Origin of the sequence: Pelomonas sp. Root1217, assembly GCF_001425705.1 — a bacterium.
Classification (GTDB): Bacteria; Pseudomonadota; Gammaproteobacteria; order Burkholderiales; family Burkholderiaceae_C; genus Pelomonas.
Window position 1 is genome coordinate 617,601 of sequence record NZ_LMDC01000023.1, and the last position, 16,167, is coordinate 633,767.

Here is a 16,167-nt window from a genome sequence, read left to right on the forward strand (position 1 = left end):
CGCATGAAGGTCGCCATCCTGACCTTTGACGGCTTCAACGAGCTCGACAGCTTCATCGCGCTGGGTCTGATCAACCGGCTGTACGCGCGCGGCTGGTCGGCTGCCATCACGAGCCCGAGCGCCCAGGTGACATCCATGAACGGCGTCACCGTCACGGCCCAGCAGCCGCTGGAGTTCGCCAATGAGGCCGACGTCGTGCTGTTCGGCAGCGGCATCCACACCCGCGCCATCGCCAACGACAGCGCGCTGCTGGACCGGCTGCAGCTCGACCCGCTGCGCCAGCTCATTGGCGGCCAGTGCTCCGGCACGCTGCTGATGGCCCGCCTGGGCCTGCTGGCCGACATGCCCGCCTGCACCGACACGACGACCAAGCCCTGGGTGGTCGAGGCCGGCGTGCGCGTCGTCGAGGAGCCCTTCCACGCCCGCGGCCCGATCGCGACGGCCGGCGGCTGCCTGGCCTCGCAATATCTGGCCACCTGGGTCATGGCCTCGCGTGCCGGGCTTGATGCCGCTCGCAGCGCCCTGCATTACGCCGCGCCGGTCGGCGAGAAGGACGCCTACGTCGAACGCCTGCTTGGCGTCGTCACACCTTTTCTGCCGCCGGCCTGACGGCGCTCGTCGCCCGGCGCAGGCGGCCGATGCCTTCCGCGATCGAACCCACCGTCACCTGGTGGTATTCCGAGCCGGCCGGCAACTGCGCCATCAACCGGCGGTGCGCCGTCGGCAGCGCGTGATACGGCAGATAGGGCGCCACATGGTGCAGCGCATGAAAGCGCAGGCCTACCGGGCACAGCACCAGGGTGATCGGGTCGTTGGAGTCCACGTTCAGCGAGTCCAGCAGCTGGCCGCGCGCATCGCGGCCTTCGAGCTCCTCGACGTAGAGATGCGTGCCGCCCATGGCGCGGATGGTGTTCAGCGTCGCGATCAGCACGACCAGCAGCGCCCAGGCGGCCACCCACTGCCAGCCGGCAAAAATGCCAATCGCCACCAACGCCCAGCCCCAGGCGCAGCACCACCATTCGACCGCCATCGCCTCGGCGCGGGCGCTCTCCTTGATGGCCGGCGCGCGAAACGGCATGCGCAGGGCCATGTGGACGAACTCCGGGATCATCTTTTCGCGAATGGGCGTCAGCACGGCCGCCAGCGGCGTCAGGATGGCGAAGCGCACCCACAGCGCCAACGGCAGGGCCAGGTTCAGCGCGAACAGCTTGGCGCTGGCCGAGCCGGCCCGGCTGTGGAATTGGTCGTACTCGCCGTCCTCGCGCGTGCCGTAGGTCAGCTTGTTGTGGTGTCCCTGGTGGATGGGCAGATACAGCAGGAAGGGAATCAGCAGCGGCACGCCCGAGACCGCATGCCAGACGTGGCGAAAGCCCTTCATGCCCTGCTGGTGGAAGATCTCGTGGATGAAGCCCAGCGTGCGGTAGAGCAGCAGCACCGCCGCGAGGAAGGCGAGCGTGCGCAGCAGCGGCGCCCCCGGCAGCACGGCGACGACGAAGGCCGCCCAACCCACGGCGGCGCACAGCAGCAGATCGGCGAAGTAATGCGCCTGGTTGGGCTCGCGCAGGTCGGCCACCAGCTCCTGCACCCGCTTCATGTCGACCTGCTTGTCCATTGCCATCCCGTCTTGCCAAACCCGCCAACCATAATCCAGCGGCGGCCCGCGCTCCAGCGGTTTCGGGGCAAGCCGCCGCCGCGGATGTCGACTTTTCCCCTTTTGCCCTTTCGCTGCGCGCTTGAGGACCGTTCGCTTTGTTCGCGCAGGCTTGCCCGGTTTCACGGCAAGCAGGCCTCAACCGGGCCCAAGGGGCGGCCACGGATAATCGCGGGTTAGCCCGCTAGAAGAACTCCATGTCCGAATCCACCGCCAGCCGCATCGAGACGGAAGTCCGGCGCCGCCGCACCTTCGCCATCATCAGCCACCCCGACGCCGGCAAGACCACGCTGACGGAGAAGCTGCTGCTGTTCTCCGGCGCGATCCAGATCGCCGGCTCGGTGAAGGCGCGCAAGGCCAGCCGCCATGCGACGTCGGACTGGATGGAGATCGAGAAGCAGCGCGGTATCTCGGTGGCGTCGTCCGTCATGCAGATGGAATACCGCGACTGCGTCATCAACCTGCTGGACACCCCCGGCCACCAGGACTTCTCCGAGGACACCTACCGTGTGCTGACCGCCGTGGACGCGGCGCTGATGGTCATCGATGCAGCCAACGGCGTCGAGCCGCAGACGCGCCGCCTGCTGCAGGTCTGCCGCGCGCGCAACACGCCCATCCTGACCTTCGTCAACAAGATGGACCGCGAGGTGAAAGACCCGCTGGCCCTGATGGACGAGATCGAGGCCGAACTGGGCATGACGGTCGTGCCCTTCACCTGGCCGGTCGGCATGGGCAAGCAGTTCCACGGCGTTATGGACCTGCGCCAGCAGCGCATGCGCGTGTTCGCGCCCGGCGAGGACCGGGCCGCCGGCACCGAGGAGGTGCTGGAAGGGCTGGACAACCCCGCCTACGCGGAGCGCTTCGGCATGCAGTACGACCAGGCCAAAGGCGAGATCGAACTGGTCCGCGAAGCCGCCCCCGAGTTCAACCGCGAGGAGTTCCTGACCGGCAAGCAGACGCCGATGTTCTTCGGCTCGGCCGTCAACAACTTCGGCGTGCAGGAGGTGCTGGATGCGCTGGTGGAACTGGCGCCCGCGCCGGACTCGCGCGTGGCCATGCAGCGCACCGTGCAGCCCGACGAGCCCAAGTTCACCGGCGTGGTGTTCAAGATCCAGGCCAACATGGACCCGGCCCACCGCGACCGCATCGCCTTCCTGCGCGTGGCGTCGGGTCATTTCGAGCGCGGCATGCGGCTGAAAGTCGTGCGCTCGGGCAAGGAGTTGCGGCCCAACACCGTCGTGTCATTCCTCTCCCAGCGCCGCGAGCTGCTGGACGAGGCCTTTGCCGGCGACATCATCGGCATCCCCAACCACGGCGTGCTGCAGCTGGGCGACACCATCACCGAAGGCGAGGCGCTGCAGTACACCGGCCTGCCCTTCTTCGCGCCGGAAATGTTCCGCGCGGTGGAAGTGGCCGACCCGCTGAAGACCAAGCAGCTGCGCGCCGGGCTGACGCAGCTCGGCGAAGAAGGCGCCATCCAGGTCTTCCGCCCCATCGCGGGCAGCGTGCTGCTGCTCGGAGCCGTAGGCCAGCTGCAGTTCGAAGTCGTCGCCCACCGTCTGGAGCACGAGTACGGCTGCAAGGCCCGCATCATGCCGAGCCGCTTCCAGGTGGCGCGCTGGGTGACCTGTGATGACCCGGCCGAACTCAAGCGCTTCATCGACGCCAACGACCACCGCATGGCCTATGACGCGGTCGACGCACCGACGGTGCTGGTCGAGTACGCGCCGGAGCTGCGCGCCATCGAGAGCAACTGGCCCAAGATCAAGTTCCACGCGTTGCGTGAGCATGCGGGGCTGGTGTTCCAGCAGCGGCTGGATGGCTGAGGCTCGTCAGCAGGACGATCCCAGCCAGCGGCCGGTGGACAGCATGCGCTGATCCACCTCCTCGGCGCCCACCGCATTGCCGTTGCGGCCGTCCACCGCATTGCCGCGGCCCTTAAGTTCGATGCGGTAGCTGCTCGGGCCATAGGTGGCCGCGAAGCTGCCCTGCGTCAGCCCGCCGCCACCGGTGCGGCAGATGTATTTGCCCGTCGCCTCGCTGGTGTTCATCTTGATGCCGCTCAGCTCGCATTTCCAAGGGCCGCTGCCACTGAGCGCCGACTCCAGATAGGCGGCCAGATCGATCTTCGCTTGTTGCGGACTCAGGCAGGCCTGCTTCTCGGCGGCCTGCTGGCGGTCCATCTCCGCCTTCTGCGCATCGGTCAGGCGGCTGCGCAGCTTGGATCGCAGCGCCTGGACCCCGGGCTTGATGGACTGGCCGTTGATCCAGATCTCGCTGTCGGACGTCCACAGGCCGGGATTGACCTCGAGGATGGGTGCGGCGCTGCAGGCGCCCGCGAACAGGGTGAGGGACAACGCGGCCGGCAGGACGCTGGGACGGATCGAACGAAGCTGGAGCATGGATGTCGGTCGGGAGGCTAGCAAAAAGGCGCGCATTGCAGCAGTTCGAGCAAGGCGGCGACATCCCTCGGTTGCAAGTCACGCAGCGGCCGCATCAGTGAATCGGCCCAGGCACCAAAATGCGCCAGCGGCAAGTCCACCCACTTCAATGAAGCCAACGCCCTCATCCCGCCCCTGCCCCTCCTGCAACAACGCCATGCAGGTGCATGAGCTGCCGGGCCAGTACGACAGCGCGGTGGAGATCGACTTCTGCTTCAGTTGCCAAGGCATCTGGTTCGACAGCATGGAGAACCTGCGCCTGGCGCCCGCTGCGGTGGCCACGATGTTCAAGGAGATGCACCAGCACCGCGACACGCCGCATGCGCCGCTCGCCGGCCGGCTGCGCTGCCCGCAATGCCGCGGCGGCCTCGTGCAAGGATTCGACGTCGTGCGAAGCGGCCGCTTCATCACCCACCGCTGCGAGAGCCGGCACGGGCGCTTCAGCAGCTTCTCGTCCTTCATGATCGAGAAGGGCTTCGTGCGCCAGCTCACCAAGCCCGAGATCGCCGACATCGCCAAGAAGGTCGGCGTCATCAACTGCAGCAACTGCGGCGCGCCGGTGGACCTGCGCAAGGAAGACAGCTGCTCGCATTGCCGCTCGGCGCTGTCGCTGCTGGACCCGGGGGCGGTGGAGAAGGCGCTGCAGAACTACGCCAAGGCGCCATCCGCTCATGCTGCCCCAGCAACCGCCGTGGCAGACGCCCTTGTTGCGATGGCGCGCGAACGCTCGCGCACGCAACGCCTCGACGTCTGGCCGTCTGACACCCGGCTCACCGGCGCAGGCCTGGCGGTAGACCTGTTCGCCGTGGGCCTCACCCTCGTCAGCAGCCTGTGGGATGACTGAAGGACGACCGATGCCCAGCGATTTCGACAAAGGCCTGGCCCTGCACCAGCAAGGCCGGCTGGCCGAGGCTGAACCGCTCTACCGCCGCGTGCTGCGTACCGCGCCGAAACAGTTCGACGCCCTGCATCTGCTGGGCGTGATCTGCGGTCAGACCGACCGCTTCGACGAAGCGCTGGATCTGCTCAACCGCGCCGTGGCCCAGCGCCCCGGCAGCGCGCCGGCGCTGAACAACCTGGGCAACACGCTGGGCAGCCTGGGCCGCCACCAGGAGGCCGTGCAGGCCTTCGAGCGCGCTCTTGCGGTGCGCCCCGAAGACGCCAAGGCGCTGCGCAACCGCGGCACCAGCTTGCGCGCGCTTGAGCGCCCCGTCGAAGCGCTGGCCAGCTTTGACGCGGCCCTGGCCCTGCAGCCCAGCTACGCCGAGGCGCTGATCGGCCGCGCCGAATGCCTGTTGACCCTGCACCGCCGCTCGCAAGCCATCGAAGCCTTCCAGCAGGCCCTGCCCCTGGGCAAGGACGTCGACCAGATCCGCTATGCCCTGGCCGCTCTCGGCGTCGAGCCCGCGCCGCCCACGGCGCCCGCCGGGTATGTCGAGGCCCTGTTCGACATGTACGCCCACAACTTCGACAACCACCTCGTCAAGACGCTGGGCTATCGCACGCCCGAGTTGCTCGTCGCGGAGCTGCAGCGCGCCGATCCACCCAGCGGCGGCGAGGTCATCGACCTCGGCTGCGGCACCGGCCTGTGCGGGCCGCTGCTGCGCCCGCTGAGCGCCAGGCTGACCGGCGTGGACCTGTCCGGCCTGATGCTGGCCAAGGCGCGCGAGCTGGGCCTGTATGACGAACTGGTGCAGGGCGACATCGTCGCGGCGCTGCAGGGCCAGCCCCAGCGCTTTGACATCGCCGTCGCTGCCGATGTCTTCGTCTACGTCGGTGACCTGGAAGCCGTCTTCACCGCCACCGCGGCCGCGCTGCGCGCGGGTGGATTGTTCGCCTTCTCGGTCGAGGCCTGCGAGGCCGGCAGCGACTTCCGCCTCGGTCCCAAGCGCCGCTATGCCCACTCGCTGCCCTATCTGCGGCGCCTGGCCGCCAACCATGGGCTGGCCGTCGAGTCATCGACGCGCTGCGCCATCCGCAAGGAAAGCGACGAAGCCGTCGACGGACTGCTGGTCGTGATGCGCCGCCGGTGAGCCCGGCTCAGCGCAGCTTCTTCGCGTAGTTGTCGCGCACGTTCTGGCTGATGTAGGTCGACAAGCCCCGGCCGGCCCGGGCCAGCCGCTTCATGTCCGACACGGCCTTTCGCCCCGGGTGCTCCACGTCGTAGACATAGATCGACCCGTCGGTGAACTGCACGGCAATGCCCACCGGGCCGGTAGCAAAGGCCACGACGCCGGAGTCGCCCTCGCGATTGGCATAGCGCTGCATCTTCACGGTAGCGCACTGGCAAGCAGCGTGCCGGCAGGGCGTGCCGTCCATGGGCTGCGAGGCGAACGGCGCGCTGCGATGATGTGCTTTTCCTTCCTGCCTCACAGAGCCGATGAGCAAGCGTCTTGTACCCCTTGTTGCCGCCCTGAGCTGCACCCTCGCCCAGGCCGCCCCCGAACTCGAAACCGTCGTCGAAGGCCTCAAGACGCCCTGGGCGGTCGCCTTCCTGCCCGGCGGCCAGCTGTTGATCACCGAGCGTGACGGCGCGATGCGAACGGCCCAACCCGGCGGCAAGCCGAGCGCGCCCATCCAGGGCGTGCCGGCCGTCGATGCCGTCGGCCAGGGCGGCCTGCTGGACGTGCAGTTGGACAGCGACTTCGCCCGCAACCGCACGGTCTACTTCTGCTATGCCGAGCCCAGCGCCGACAAGAAGGCCAACAGCACGGCCCTGGCCCGCGCGCGCCTGAGCGACGACCTCAAGCGGCTGACCGACGTCAAGGTCATCTTCAGCCAGAAGCCCAAGGTCGAGAGCAAGCACCACTTCGGCTGCCGCATCGTCGAGATGCCCGACGGCAAGCTGATGCTGAGCCTGGGCGAACGCTTCAGCCAGATGCAGAGTGCGCAGACGCTGGACAACCATCTCGGCAAGATCGTGCGCGTCGGCAAGGACGGCAGCGTGCCGGCCGACAACCCTTTCGTCAACACGCCCGGTGCCCTGCCCGAGATCTGGAGCTATGGCCACCGCAATTCGCAAGGCCTGACGCTGGACGACAAGGGCCAGCTGTGGGAGCACGAGCACGGCCCGCAGGGCGGCGATGAGCTCAACCTGATCCGCCCCAGGCTGAACTACGGCTGGCCCGTCATCACCTACGGCGAGAACTACGGCGGCGGCAAGATCGGCGAAGGTATCTTCGCCAAGACCGGCATGGAGCAGCCCATCGTCAAGTGGGTGCCCTCCATCGCGCCCGCGGGGTTGGTGCGGCTGAAAAGCGCCAAGTACGGCCCGGCCTGGCAGAACAGCTTCTTCATCGGCTCCCTGAAGTTCGGCCACCTGGAGCGCGTCAAGCTCGACGCGGACAACCGCCCGGCCGAACAGGAGCGCCTGTTCCCCGACGCCGGCCGCATGCGCGATGTGCGCGAAGGCCCGGACGGCCTGCTCTATCTCGTGCTGGAAGCCCACGGCCGCATCGTCCGCGTGAAGCCTTGATGCGACACCGCGCCTGAGCGCGCGGCTGCCGCGTCGGGGCTTCGCGGGGGGAACCGAGCCCGGACGGCCTTCAGCCAGGGGCAGCGCGCGACCTGTGACGCCTTTCACGAACAGCGCCTTTGATCCCACAGACACGGGTGTCGGCGAATCTGCCAGCACAAGGGGGTAAACGCGCCTAAGTCATTGATCCACATGACTGGCATGGTGATTGCTAAAAGTCAAGGCGTATCCCTAACTTGAAGTTCCCACCATGAAGCTCCTGAACAAGATCTCCATCGCCCTGTCTTCGCTGCTGCTGGCAGCGTCCGCCCAAGCCGCTCTGGTGATCGGCAACACCTATCTGGACTCGTCCAACGCCAGCTGGACCTATGTCGGCGACTACAACGTCGGCAGCGGCCCCCTCTGGTACGCCAACCCGACCCCGCTGAACTACAGCGCGCTGCAAGCCGCCGCCATCGTTTTCGGCAATGGCGACTACGCCATCTCCACCTCCGACAGCCTGGTCAATCACCTGGCCTGGTACGACGGCTACGGCGACGGCAGCCACCTGCCGACCTACAACTCCTACGGCGGCGGCCAGGCTCTGGCCGAGAACTTCTTCGCCGATGTGGGCGGCGTGGGCTACACCCAGGGCGGCGACTATTCCGCCTACGTCGGCGGCGACCGTGCCGCGCTTGGCGGCGGTGCCTTCAACCACGTCTTCGTGGCAGCTGCCGGCACCGTGCCAGAGCCGGCATCGCTGGCCCTGGTGGCTGGCGCGCTGCTGGGCCTGGGCTTCGCCCGCCGCCAAAGCCGTCGCTGAGCCGAAAGGTCCTGCCGGGTCGGCAAGTCCGACGGCCGGCTTTCCCATGAATCGGGCCTGCGGGCCCGATTTGCTTTTCCGGGCCGCTAAACCGCCGCCGCCGCCAGCTCGCGCAGCCAGGCCCAGGGATAGATGCCGCGGTCGTGGCCGAGTTCACCGCCGCCTCGATGCCAGTGACCTTCTCGATCAGCTCGCTGTACTTCTCGGGCTCGGCAGCGATTAGCCTGTGCGCTCAGCCGCCTGCATGCTGCAGCTGGTAGTCGCGCAGCGAACGCAGCAGGGCCTGCTGGCGGGCGCCGGGCGGCAACTGGCGGGCCACCTGCTCGAAGCGCCCCACGTTGCCGGCGTTCAGGAAGGGCCCGACGTTCTCGGCCACCGACTGCGCCGCCTGCCAGCCGCCGGTGTGGACAAGGCCGACGAACATGTCGTCATAACCGCTGGACAGGCCGAGCTGCTGCCACTGCTGCAGCACCGGGTAGGCCTTGGCGAGCAGCACGGCGTCATAGCTGCGGCTCAGTGCCGAGACGGCCGCCGCCGCCGTCTCGGCCGACGGTGGCAGCCGCGCGGCGAGCGCCAGGGCCGCGGCCTGCACATGGCCGTCGGGAAATGCCAGCAGCTCGCGCGACCAGGCGGCCTGCTCGGCGGGGCTGCCGTGGGTGGCGAGACGGTCCAGCTGTTCGAGCAGCAGGCGCACCACCTCGAAGTGCTCGTCCATGCCTTCGCCGCGGGTCAGGCGGCAGCTGTCGGTGGCGTGGCAGCGAACCAGGGTGCGCAGCGCCTGCGCCGGTGGCGCTGTCGTGAGCGCAGCGACCCCGGCGGGCTCTACGGTGGCTGTGGCGGCGGGCGAAAGGGCGGGCGACAGCAACGCCCCCGGCGGGACGCTGGCGGCCGGGCTTGGCGACGCCGCAGGCGACCGCCCCACCGCAGTGACGACGGCGGGCACGGCGTCGCCACGCTGCGTCCACCACAGCCCGATCACCACGGCCGCGGCAGCGGCCAGCGCCAGCACAGCCTTCATCGCCGCTCAGGGCTGCAGGGCGAGGAAGGCCGCGGCCGGCCAGCGGTTGGTCCGGCAATAGGCGGCGTTGCCGGCGCGCGCCAGGCAGGCGTTGACCAGCGCCGTGCCGAAGGGCCCGTAGACGTCGGTCTCGGCGGCGCCGTTGCGGGTCACGGTCTCGGTGCAATGGAAGCGGTGCGCCATGGAGCGCGCCGCGCCGCGCGGGCAGTCGCCGTTGCCCGTGGCTGCCGCGGCCAGGGCCTTGCTCCAGATCGGCAGGGCGATAGCCACGCCGTCGACGATGCTGGCGCGGTTGGCCGTGCAGACCGCGCCACCGCCGGCGTCCACGCAGGCCTGCATCGCGGCGACGGTGAAGGGGCCATAGGTCTGGCTCGCGCTCATGCACTGGCGCAGGTGGCTGTCATAGCGCGTCCCGTTGGGGCAATGCGCAGGCTTGGCCGCGGAAGGCGCTGCGGTCGGCACGGCCCAGCTCGCCAGCGTCGACGCCGGATAGAGGTTGCCGGCAAAGATCCAGCCTTCGCGCAGCACGCCGTCGTTGTGCAGGTACTCGACGCGGTAGTAGAGGTTGTTGGCCGACGCCGTGCCAAACACTTCCTTGACCTGCACGGCCGTGTTGGCCGGGATGGCGACGAGCAGGGCGCCGCCCGGTGTGGCGCGCATGTTGAGGTTGGGCACGACCTTGACCCAGTCGCCCGCAAAAGCGATGGCGCCTGGGCCGGCCGGCGCCGCAGCCACGGCCAGCGAAGCATGCGAGGCGGCCGTGCCCGCGTCGATCCAGCCATCGGTCAGCACGCCGCCGATGTCGGCGCGAATGCGATACAGCCGCCCCTGCTGCTGCGCGCCGCTGACCATGAAGTCCAGCACCTGGTAGGTGCCGGCGGCCGCCTGGCCCAGCACCATGCCATTGGGCGCGGAGCGCAGGTCCAGCGGCTGCAGCGTGGCGATGGCACTGGCCAGCGACTGCAGGCCCGGCACCTGGGCGCGGCAGAGCTGGTGGCGGTTGTGGTCGATGCGCGCGTAGCTGGCGGTCTGCGCCACATAGACCTGGGTGATGCTGCTCTCGTCGAAGCTGGCGCGGCCCGCCAGGCAGGCGGCGTCGCGCACGTCGTCCACGCACTCAAGCGTGTTGTTGCCGGCCAGCACGCAGGCGGCGGCGCCGACCTGCAGCAGCTTGCCGGGCTCGACGTTGCCGCCCACCGGCACCGGGCAGCTGGGGCCGTTGTCCATCAGGCAGGCCACGTCGATGCCGGCGGCCTTGTTCAGGTCCGCGATGTCGACCAGCCAGAGCCTGGCGTCGTAGTTGTCGCGGTAGCCGTTGTCCTTGGTCACGTTGACGTCGGCGGCGTTCTGCCAGCGGCAGACCTTGGTGGGCCCGCCGTTGTAGGCCGACCAGGCCGAGCGCGCACGGCCGCGCCAGTACTCGTCGACCTCGGCCGCGGTGCCCGTCGGCGTCGTCACGCCGCCGAGGCAGGCGGCCGGTGCCTTCTCCCACGCATCGAAGTAGATGTCGATCGCATAGGTGAAGTTCTGCATCATGTTCCAGCCCTTGCCTTCCTGGAGCTGGACGAAGTGGTAGCGGTCGTCGACCTGCATCATGCCGTGGCCGTGGCCGCTGTCGCCGCGCATCATCTTCAGCGCATAGGGCTGGCCGGCCGACAACTGGGCATCGCGGTAGTGAGACCAGAAGGTTTCCTGGCGCAGCGTCGCGTAGGTGCCGCGCTGGAAGGCTTCCAGCTCGCGTGCAGACACGCCCGGCTTGCGCGAGCGCAGGTAGCGGTCGCTCGCGTCGCGGATGACCGGGTACATCGCCTGCATGTAGCGCTTGCGCTCGTCGGTGAGGCTGGCCGAGGCGTCGTTGAAGATGGTGCCGGCGTAGTTGCCGCGCACGAAGCTGTCGGGGCCGAAGGCGTTGGCGTCGCAGCCCGACGGCGCCCGGCCATGGGTCCAGGTGCCGCCGACCTTGTTGGTGCAGGCCCAGTCGTTGGGCGTGGGCGTGTAGCCGGCGTGGGCCGTGGTGGCCAGGCCAAGGCACAGGGCGAAGAGGGCAAATGCTTTCATGCGACCTCCTCAGCTTTGACGGCGGCGCGCCGCGATGGCCAGCAGGCCGGCCAGCATCAGCGCAACGCTGCCGGGCTCCGGCACCGCGGCCACGTCGCCCACGCGCACGGCCCAGGCCTGGGCCAGGGTGTCGGTGGCGAGCTGGTCCTGCAGGCCCATGCCCATGAAGAAGCTCAAGGCCCAGCCAGATTCGGAGGCCGTACCCGTCCAGAACACCGGCCCGACCGGGTTGTTCGGATCGACGAGGCCGCTGAACGAGCCGGTGTGCGTGAGCCCGGCCGCCGTGTTGCCCAGGCTGGCGTAGAAGAGGTGGCCCAGCTCGCTGTTTGCACCGCTGTTGTTGATGCCGATGTCGGTGGAGCCGTCCTCTGAATAGTCCAGCCGCAGCGCGCTGCCATTGACCGGCGCCACCACCGGCAGGCGCCAGTCATCGAAGCCGCCAAAGCTCAAGGAAGCCGCCCATTGCTGCGCATCGGCCTGCGTGCGCAGTCCGCCAATGGCGGCATCGGCCAGCCAGGTCAGGTTGGTCTGCGTGTCGTAGACCATGGCGCCGTTGGCACGCGGCTGCAACTCGGCGCGGGCCGTTGCACCGATCAGCAAACCAGTTATTGCCAGGCCGGCAAGCAGTGTCTTCTTGGTCATGGGCGGGGCGACGGCGTCGCATGAACTGAGGGCGGGTCGCATGGTCTGCAAAACCACTGCGCAGCGACCAGCGGGTTAGTCCGGCCATGCGCTGCCAATTCGAGCGGGCGGCATAACCGGCGGGAATGCGGCCGGGCGGCGCGCGAAATCCGGCGTTCCTGGCGTCGGCGGGACAATCCGGGCTTCGCCCAGATCCCTCCCTAGTTCAAGGGGGGCGGCGTCCGCCCGCATGTTCACGACTTTCTGGTTTTCGCCCGCCCAATTGCTGGGTTATCTCGCCTTCGTGCTCGGCGTCGCCTGCTTCCTGCAGACGGACGACCGCCGCTTCAAGTGGTTCATGACGGGCGAGTGCATCGCCTACATCGCCCACTTCGCGCTGCTGGGCAACCCGACGGCGGTGGCGAGCTCGTCGCTGTCCATGCTGCGCTCGCTGCTGTCCCTTTACACGCGCTCGAAATGGGTCGCGGTGGGCGTGGTGGCGGCCAATGTCGGCTTCGGGCTGACCATTGCGCAAAAGCCCGGCGACTGGCTGCCGCTGGGCGCCTCGTGCCTGGGCACCATCGCCCTGTTCACGCTGCAGGGCGTGCCCATGCGGCTGCTGATGATGTGCGGCACGGCGCTGTGGATCGCCAACAACCTGATCGTCGGCTCCATCGGCGGCACGGCGCTGGAGGTGGTCATCGCCGTGATCAACCTGGGGACGATCGCGCGCATGCTCAAGGCTCGCCCAGCCGCTCGAACTCCGCAATGACCTGGGCGCCGATCAGCAGCAGCGTGGCGCCGATCTCCAGGCTCAGCAGCACGGCGATGGCCGTCGTCAACGAGCCATAGACGGTGCCGATCTGCGACAGCGTGCCGAAGTACCAGACCAGCACATGACGCGACAGTTCCCACAGCAGGGCAGCCGCCAGCGCACCGATGAGGGCCAGCGGCAGCGAGGGCCGCCCGCCGGGCATCACCATGTAGACCGAGGCCAGCACGAACACCTCGCCGGCAAAGCCGAGCACGTAGAGCATCACGCCTGACACGCCGTGCAGCGACCACGAGTAGCCGAGGAACTCGACCTCGCGCTGCCCCAGCGCCTGGAAACTGCCGGCCACCAGCGTCACCAGCAGCAGCCCGACGCTCAGGGACAGGATGTAGAGATAGGGAATCAGTGCCGAGATCAGGAAATGCCGCTTCTTGAGCTTGCGCCGATGATGAAAGATGCCCTGCATGGCGCTTTCCAGGACGGAGAAGGCCAGCGAGCTGAAGAAGAGCATGCTGATGAGCAGCACCCAGCCCATCACGTCCCGGTGCGCCAGGAAGCGCGCCAGCTCGGCCACCACGGCGGCCGACTGCCCCGGCACCAGCCATTCCAGGTAGCGGCCCACGGTCTGCAGCAACCGCGCCTGATCGATCCAGTGCGACAGCGCGATGACGCTCAGGATGAGGAGCGGCACGATGGAAAGCAGCGCGTAATAGGCCACAGCCCCGGCCAGCAGCAGGCCCTGGTTGGCGCGGAAGGCCTTCAGCGTCTGCCAGGCGAAGCCCCAGGGGTTATGGAGCAAGCGGGCAGTCTGGCGGGCGAACTGGCGGGCGAGAAAACGCATGGAAGCAGGGTCCGTCACAGCCACCTGCCGGGCTTGTCAGCGGACGTAACTCGCCCCTGTCGGAGGCCGCCGCGACGCGTGAAAGCCGTTCGGCAAGGCGCATGCCCAGGCGCTACGCTAGGTCATGCACGCCCTTCCTCCCGACCCCTCCTCGCTGGGCAACCAGCCGCTGCGCCTGCACATGCCGGTCGACGTGCGCAGCGTGTCGCTGGCGGTGCTGTCCGTGGTGGCTGTGCTGTTCGCGCTGCACGCAGCGGTCGCGCTCGTCGTGCCGGTGCTGCTGGGCCTGATGCTCAGCTATGCGCTGGAGCCGCTCGTCTGCCGCATGGAGCGCTGGCGCCTGCCTCGCACGCTGGCCGCCGGCCTGGTGCTGTCGGCGCTGGTAAGTAGCGTGGGCTGGACGGCCTATGCGTTGTCCGACGACGCCAGCAGGTTGCTGGAATCGCTGCCGGCTGCTGCCGAGAAGGTGAAGACCGTCATGGCCGCCAAGCGCCCGGGGGCGGGAGATGGGGCCTTGGCCCAGGTGCAGAAGGCGGCTCTGCAGCTGGAGCAGGCGGCCGAGGCCAGCGGCGTTCCCGCCGTGACGCCACGCGGCGTCACCCGCGTCATCGTCGAGAAGCCGCGCTTCAACCTGCATGACTATCTGTGGAGCGGCACGGTGGGTCTGCTGGCCTCGCTGGGCCAGGTCATGGTGGTGGTGTTTGTCGCCTTCTTCCTGCTGGCGGCGGGCGACAGCTTCAGGCGCAAGCTGGCGCACCTGGCCGGGCCCACCTTCGCCAAGCGCCGGCTGACGGTGCAGACCCTGGACGAGATCGGCGACCAGATCCAGCGCTATCTGCTGGTGCAGCTGTTCACCAGCGCCGTGGTGGGCGTGACGATCTGGCTGGCCTTCATGGCCGTGGGCGTGGAGCACGCCGCGGTCTGGGGCGTGGTGGCCTTCGTGGGCGACTTCATTCCCTACATCGGCGCCGCGGTGCTGACCACCAGTGCGGGCCTGATGAGCTTCATGCAGTTCGGCAGCGCCGACATGGCCCTGCTCGTGTCAGGCATCGCGCTGGGCGTGCACACGCTGTCGGGCAACCTGCTGATGCCGTACTTGAGTAGCCGCAGCAGCCGCATGAACGCGGTGGTCGTGTTCATCGGCGTGCTGGCTTTCGGCTGGCTCTGGGGCCTGTGGGGGCTGCTGCTGGGCGTACCCATCCTGGCCAGCGTCAAGGCGGTGTGCGACCGGGTGGACGGGCTGCAGCCCGTCGGCGAATTGCTGGGCGCATAGCTCAGTTTTCGGGCCGAGCGCCGGGCCCTCCCAAGCCGGCCCGCTCTGGCGATGTGCTTGCCGGTTAATCCGGCAAGCATCCCCGTCTCCTCGGGAGCTGAGGCCGGACACAGTGCGCCCAGTGGGCGCGCTGTGCCTGCCGAAGGGCTGCGGCCCAAGCCGCAGCGCGGCCTGCAAAGGCCGGCCAAGGTAGCCCTAGGACGAGAGGCTCTAACGATTTGCCGAGTAATTCACCGGCAGCCAGTCATAGCCCTTGCCGTCGGCGCGCAGCTTGCCGATGCCGGGGAAGGACACATGCGTCACGGCCACGTAGTAGCCCTCCTTGGCTGCGGCGGCATAAGCCTTTTCACGGGCAGGCGCGGCGGCCTTGGGGTCGGAGTCGAAGCTCATCGTCACGGCCGGCTCGGGGAACTGCACGGCCGCCACGTGCATCAGGTCGCCCCAGAACATGATCTTCTGGCCCTTGCTCTCGGCGACGTAGTTGCTGTGGCCGGGCGTGTGGCCATAGGCCGGGAAGGCTTTCACGCCGGGCACGATCTCGACACCCGCGGCGCTGCCTTCGAAGGGCTTGAAGCGGCCCACGTCGGCATAGGCCTTCACGTTGGCGGCGATGGCCTTGGCGCCGTCGCCCTTGGCCACCTGCTCGGCCGACAACCAGAAGTCGGCGTCGCGCTTGTCCACGCGCAGCGTCGCGTTCGGGAAGCTGGCCTTGCCGTCGATGGCAGTGCCGCCGATGTGGTCGCCGTGCATGTGCGTGATGACCACTTCGTCGACCTGCTCAGGCGCATAGCCCGCAGCCTTGAGATTGGCCAGTACACGGCCCAACGTCGGGCCGTACAGGCCAGCGGCGCCGGTATCGACGAGGACGATCTTGGCTCCAGTGTTGATCAGGTAGGCGTTGAAGGATGTCTCCAGCGGCACGCCGAGGTAGGCATGCTGCAGGGCCTTGACCGTGTTGGGCGCGGGCTGCTGCAGCAGCTTGTCGACCGGCAGGTCCAGCGTGCCGTCGGACAAGGCCGTGACCTCGAAATCGCCGAGCTGCAGGCGATACCAGCCCGGCGCCTGTCCCTTGAGCTGCGGGCCGGCGGCGAAGGCCGTGGCACTGACACCCAGGGCGAGGGCGGCGGAAAGCAGGCGGTTGAGCATCTTGAGTCTCCGGGGGTTGAGGGGAAGCGGCGCGCAGGATAGCGGCGCCGTCTCAGCCTTGCAGCCCCC

The 16,167-nt window shown here is 68.6% G+C and carries 16 protein-coding genes; 8 read left to right on the top strand and 8 right to left on the bottom strand.

What is annotated here, in order from left to right; all coding sequences use genetic code 11:
• The first annotated feature begins 3 nt into the window (after nt 1-3).
• On the top strand, nt 4-609 hold the full coding sequence (locus tag ASC95_RS17100) for a DJ-1/PfpI family protein (RefSeq protein ID WP_057298904.1): 606 nt from the start codon (nt 4-6) through the stop codon (nt 607-609).
• Here ASC95_RS17100 and ASC95_RS17105 read toward each other — a convergent pair.
• Nucleotides 584-1,612 carry a fatty acid desaturase gene (locus tag ASC95_RS17105; protein ID WP_057298905.1) on the bottom strand — a complete coding sequence of 343 codons (1,029 nt, stop codon included), beginning with the start codon at nt 1,610-1,612 and terminating at the stop codon, nt 584-586. The two genes, ASC95_RS17100 and ASC95_RS17105, sit on opposite strands and share 26 nt — an antisense overlap.
• Nucleotides 1,613-1,848: 236 nt before the next feature.
• On the opposite strand from ASC95_RS17105, the gene ASC95_RS17110 reads away from it, so the two are divergent.
• The gene (locus tag ASC95_RS17110) at nt 1,849-3,477 is read left to right on the top strand and encodes a peptide chain release factor 3 (RefSeq protein WP_057298906.1); all 1,629 of its coding nucleotides are present in this window, start codon (nt 1,849-1,851) and stop codon (nt 3,475-3,477) included.
• Between the two features lie 6 nt (nt 3,478-3,483).
• Here the strand turns inward: ASC95_RS17110 and ASC95_RS17115 are convergent, their stop codons facing one another.
• Nucleotides 3,484-4,053, bottom strand: coding sequence for a DUF3617 family protein (locus ASC95_RS17115; protein WP_057298907.1), 570 nt, complete (start codon nt 4,051-4,053; stop codon nt 3,484-3,486).
• A 148-nt stretch (nt 4,054-4,201) separates the two neighbouring features.
• Here ASC95_RS17115 and ASC95_RS17120 point away from each other — a divergent pair, with 148 nt between their 5' ends.
• Together ASC95_RS17120 and ASC95_RS17125 are read left to right on the top strand one after the other, a co-directional pair.
• A complete protein-coding gene (locus ASC95_RS17120) occupies nt 4,202-4,936 on the top strand; it encodes a zf-TFIIB domain-containing protein (RefSeq protein WP_082567861.1) in 735 nt (244 codons plus the stop codon).
• A gap of 10 nt (nt 4,937-4,946) precedes the next feature.
• Nucleotides 4,947-6,125 carry a tetratricopeptide repeat protein gene (locus tag ASC95_RS17125; RefSeq protein ID WP_057298909.1) on the top strand — a complete coding sequence of 393 codons (1,179 nt, stop codon included), beginning with the start codon at nt 4,947-4,949 and terminating at the stop codon, nt 6,123-6,125.
• A 7-nt stretch (nt 6,126-6,132) separates the two neighbouring features.
• Here the strand turns inward: ASC95_RS17125 and ASC95_RS17130 are convergent, their stop codons facing one another.
• Entirely contained in the window at nt 6,133-6,360 is a 228-nt protein-coding gene (locus ASC95_RS17130; protein ID WP_057299066.1) for a hypothetical protein, read from the bottom strand.
• Nucleotides 6,361-6,472: 112 nt separating this feature from the next.
• Here ASC95_RS17130 and ASC95_RS17135 point away from each other — a divergent pair, with 112 nt between their 5' ends.
• The gene (locus tag ASC95_RS17135) at nt 6,473-7,567 is read left to right on the top strand and encodes a PQQ-dependent sugar dehydrogenase (RefSeq protein ID WP_057298910.1); all 1,095 of its coding nucleotides are present in this window, start codon (nt 6,473-6,475) and stop codon (nt 7,565-7,567) included.
• Nucleotides 7,568-7,817: 250 nt separating this feature from the next.
• Entirely contained in the window at nt 7,818-8,369 is a 552-nt protein-coding gene (locus ASC95_RS17140; protein WP_057298911.1) for a PEP-CTERM sorting domain-containing protein, read from the top strand.
• 232 nt (nt 8,370-8,601) lie between these two features.
• On the opposite strand, the gene ASC95_RS17145 is transcribed toward ASC95_RS17140, so the two are convergent.
• Genes ASC95_RS17145 through ASC95_RS17155 form a run of 3 tightly spaced genes read right to left on the bottom strand, consistent with a single transcriptional unit; the run spans nt 8,602 to nt 12,087 of the window.
• Nucleotides 8,602-9,387 (bottom strand): hypothetical protein, encoded by a 786-nt coding sequence (locus ASC95_RS17145; RefSeq protein WP_057298912.1) that lies wholly within the window; start codon nt 9,385-9,387, stop codon nt 8,602-8,604.
• Nucleotides 9,388-9,393: 6 nt separating this feature from the next.
• Nucleotides 9,394-11,445 (bottom strand): hypothetical protein, encoded by a 2,052-nt coding sequence (locus ASC95_RS17150; RefSeq protein ID WP_057298913.1) that lies wholly within the window; start codon nt 11,443-11,445, stop codon nt 9,394-9,396.
• 9 nt (nt 11,446-11,454) lie between these two features.
• Nucleotides 11,455-12,087, bottom strand: a complete 633-nt coding sequence (locus ASC95_RS17155) for a PEP-CTERM sorting domain-containing protein (protein ID WP_057298914.1) — start codon at nt 12,085-12,087, stop codon at nt 11,455-11,457.
• A 229-nt stretch (nt 12,088-12,316) separates the two neighbouring features.
• On the opposite strand from ASC95_RS17155, the gene ASC95_RS17160 reads away from it, so the two are divergent.
• Nucleotides 12,317-12,838, top strand: coding sequence for a YgjV family protein (locus tag ASC95_RS17160; RefSeq protein WP_057298915.1), 522 nt, complete (start codon nt 12,317-12,319; stop codon nt 12,836-12,838).
• Here ASC95_RS17160 and ASC95_RS17165 read toward each other — a convergent pair.
• Nucleotides 12,804-13,679 carry a YihY/virulence factor BrkB family protein gene (locus tag ASC95_RS17165; RefSeq protein WP_057298916.1) on the bottom strand — a complete coding sequence of 292 codons (876 nt, stop codon included), beginning with the start codon at nt 13,677-13,679 and terminating at the stop codon, nt 12,804-12,806. The two genes, ASC95_RS17160 and ASC95_RS17165, sit on opposite strands and share 35 nt — an antisense overlap.
• A 124-nt stretch (nt 13,680-13,803) precedes the next feature.
• Between ASC95_RS17165 and ASC95_RS17170 the strand changes: the two genes are divergently transcribed.
• A complete protein-coding gene (locus tag ASC95_RS17170) occupies nt 13,804-14,952 on the top strand; it encodes an AI-2E family transporter (RefSeq protein ID WP_057298917.1) in 1,149 nt (382 codons plus the stop codon).
• 210 nt (nt 14,953-15,162) lie between these two features.
• Here ASC95_RS17170 and ASC95_RS17175 read toward each other — a convergent pair whose 3' ends face one another.
• Nucleotides 15,163-16,098 carry an MBL fold metallo-hydrolase gene (locus tag ASC95_RS17175; RefSeq protein WP_057298918.1) on the bottom strand — a complete coding sequence of 312 codons (936 nt, stop codon included), beginning with the start codon at nt 16,096-16,098 and terminating at the stop codon, nt 15,163-15,165.
• Between the last annotated feature and the right edge of the window lie 69 nt (nt 16,099-16,167).

Bases quoted from the DNA above. Each gene is read 5' to 3' on its own strand.
- ASC95_RS17105 (WP_057298905.1), bottom strand. From the start codon at position 1,612: ATGGACAAGCAGGTCGACATGAAGCGGGTGCAGGAGCTGGTGGCCGAC.
- ASC95_RS17175 (WP_057298918.1), bottom strand. From the start codon at position 16,098: ATGCTCAACCGCCTGCTTTCCGCCGCCCTCGCCCTGGGTGTCAGTGCC.
- ASC95_RS17135 (WP_057298910.1), top strand. From the start codon at position 6,473: ATGAGCAAGCGTCTTGTACCCCTTGTTGCCGCCCTGAGCTGCACCCTC.
- ASC95_RS17165 (WP_057298916.1), bottom strand. From the start codon at position 13,679: ATGCGTTTTCTCGCCCGCCAGTTCGCCCGCCAGACTGCCCGCTTGCTC.
- ASC95_RS17100 (WP_057298904.1), top strand. From the start codon at position 4: ATGAAGGTCGCCATCCTGACCTTTGACGGCTTCAACGAGCTCGACAGC.
- ASC95_RS17150 (WP_057298913.1), bottom strand. From the start codon at position 11,445: ATGAAAGCATTTGCCCTCTTCGCCCTGTGCCTTGGCCTGGCCACCACG.
- ASC95_RS17170 (WP_057298917.1), top strand. From the start codon at position 13,804: ATGCACGCCCTTCCTCCCGACCCCTCCTCGCTGGGCAACCAGCCGCTG.
- ASC95_RS17145 (WP_057298912.1), bottom strand. From the start codon at position 9,387: ATGAAGGCTGTGCTGGCGCTGGCCGCTGCCGCGGCCGTGGTGATCGGG.
- ASC95_RS17140 (WP_057298911.1), top strand. From the start codon at position 7,818: ATGAAGCTCCTGAACAAGATCTCCATCGCCCTGTCTTCGCTGCTGCTG.
- ASC95_RS17115 (WP_057298907.1), bottom strand. From the start codon at position 4,053: ATGCTCCAGCTTCGTTCGATCCGTCCCAGCGTCCTGCCGGCCGCGTTG.
- ASC95_RS17160 (WP_057298915.1), top strand. From the start codon at position 12,317: ATGTTCACGACTTTCTGGTTTTCGCCCGCCCAATTGCTGGGTTATCTC.
- ASC95_RS17155 (WP_057298914.1), bottom strand. From the start codon at position 12,087: ATGACCAAGAAGACACTGCTTGCCGGCCTGGCAATAACTGGTTTGCTG.
- ASC95_RS17120 (WP_082567861.1), top strand. From the start codon at position 4,202: ATGAAGCCAACGCCCTCATCCCGCCCCTGCCCCTCCTGCAACAACGCC.
- ASC95_RS17110 (WP_057298906.1), top strand. From the start codon at position 1,849: ATGTCCGAATCCACCGCCAGCCGCATCGAGACGGAAGTCCGGCGCCGC.
- ASC95_RS17130 (WP_057299066.1), bottom strand. From the start codon at position 6,360: ATGCAGCGCTATGCCAATCGCGAGGGCGACTCCGGCGTCGTGGCCTTT.
- ASC95_RS17125 (WP_057298909.1), top strand. From the start codon at position 4,947: ATGCCCAGCGATTTCGACAAAGGCCTGGCCCTGCACCAGCAAGGCCGG.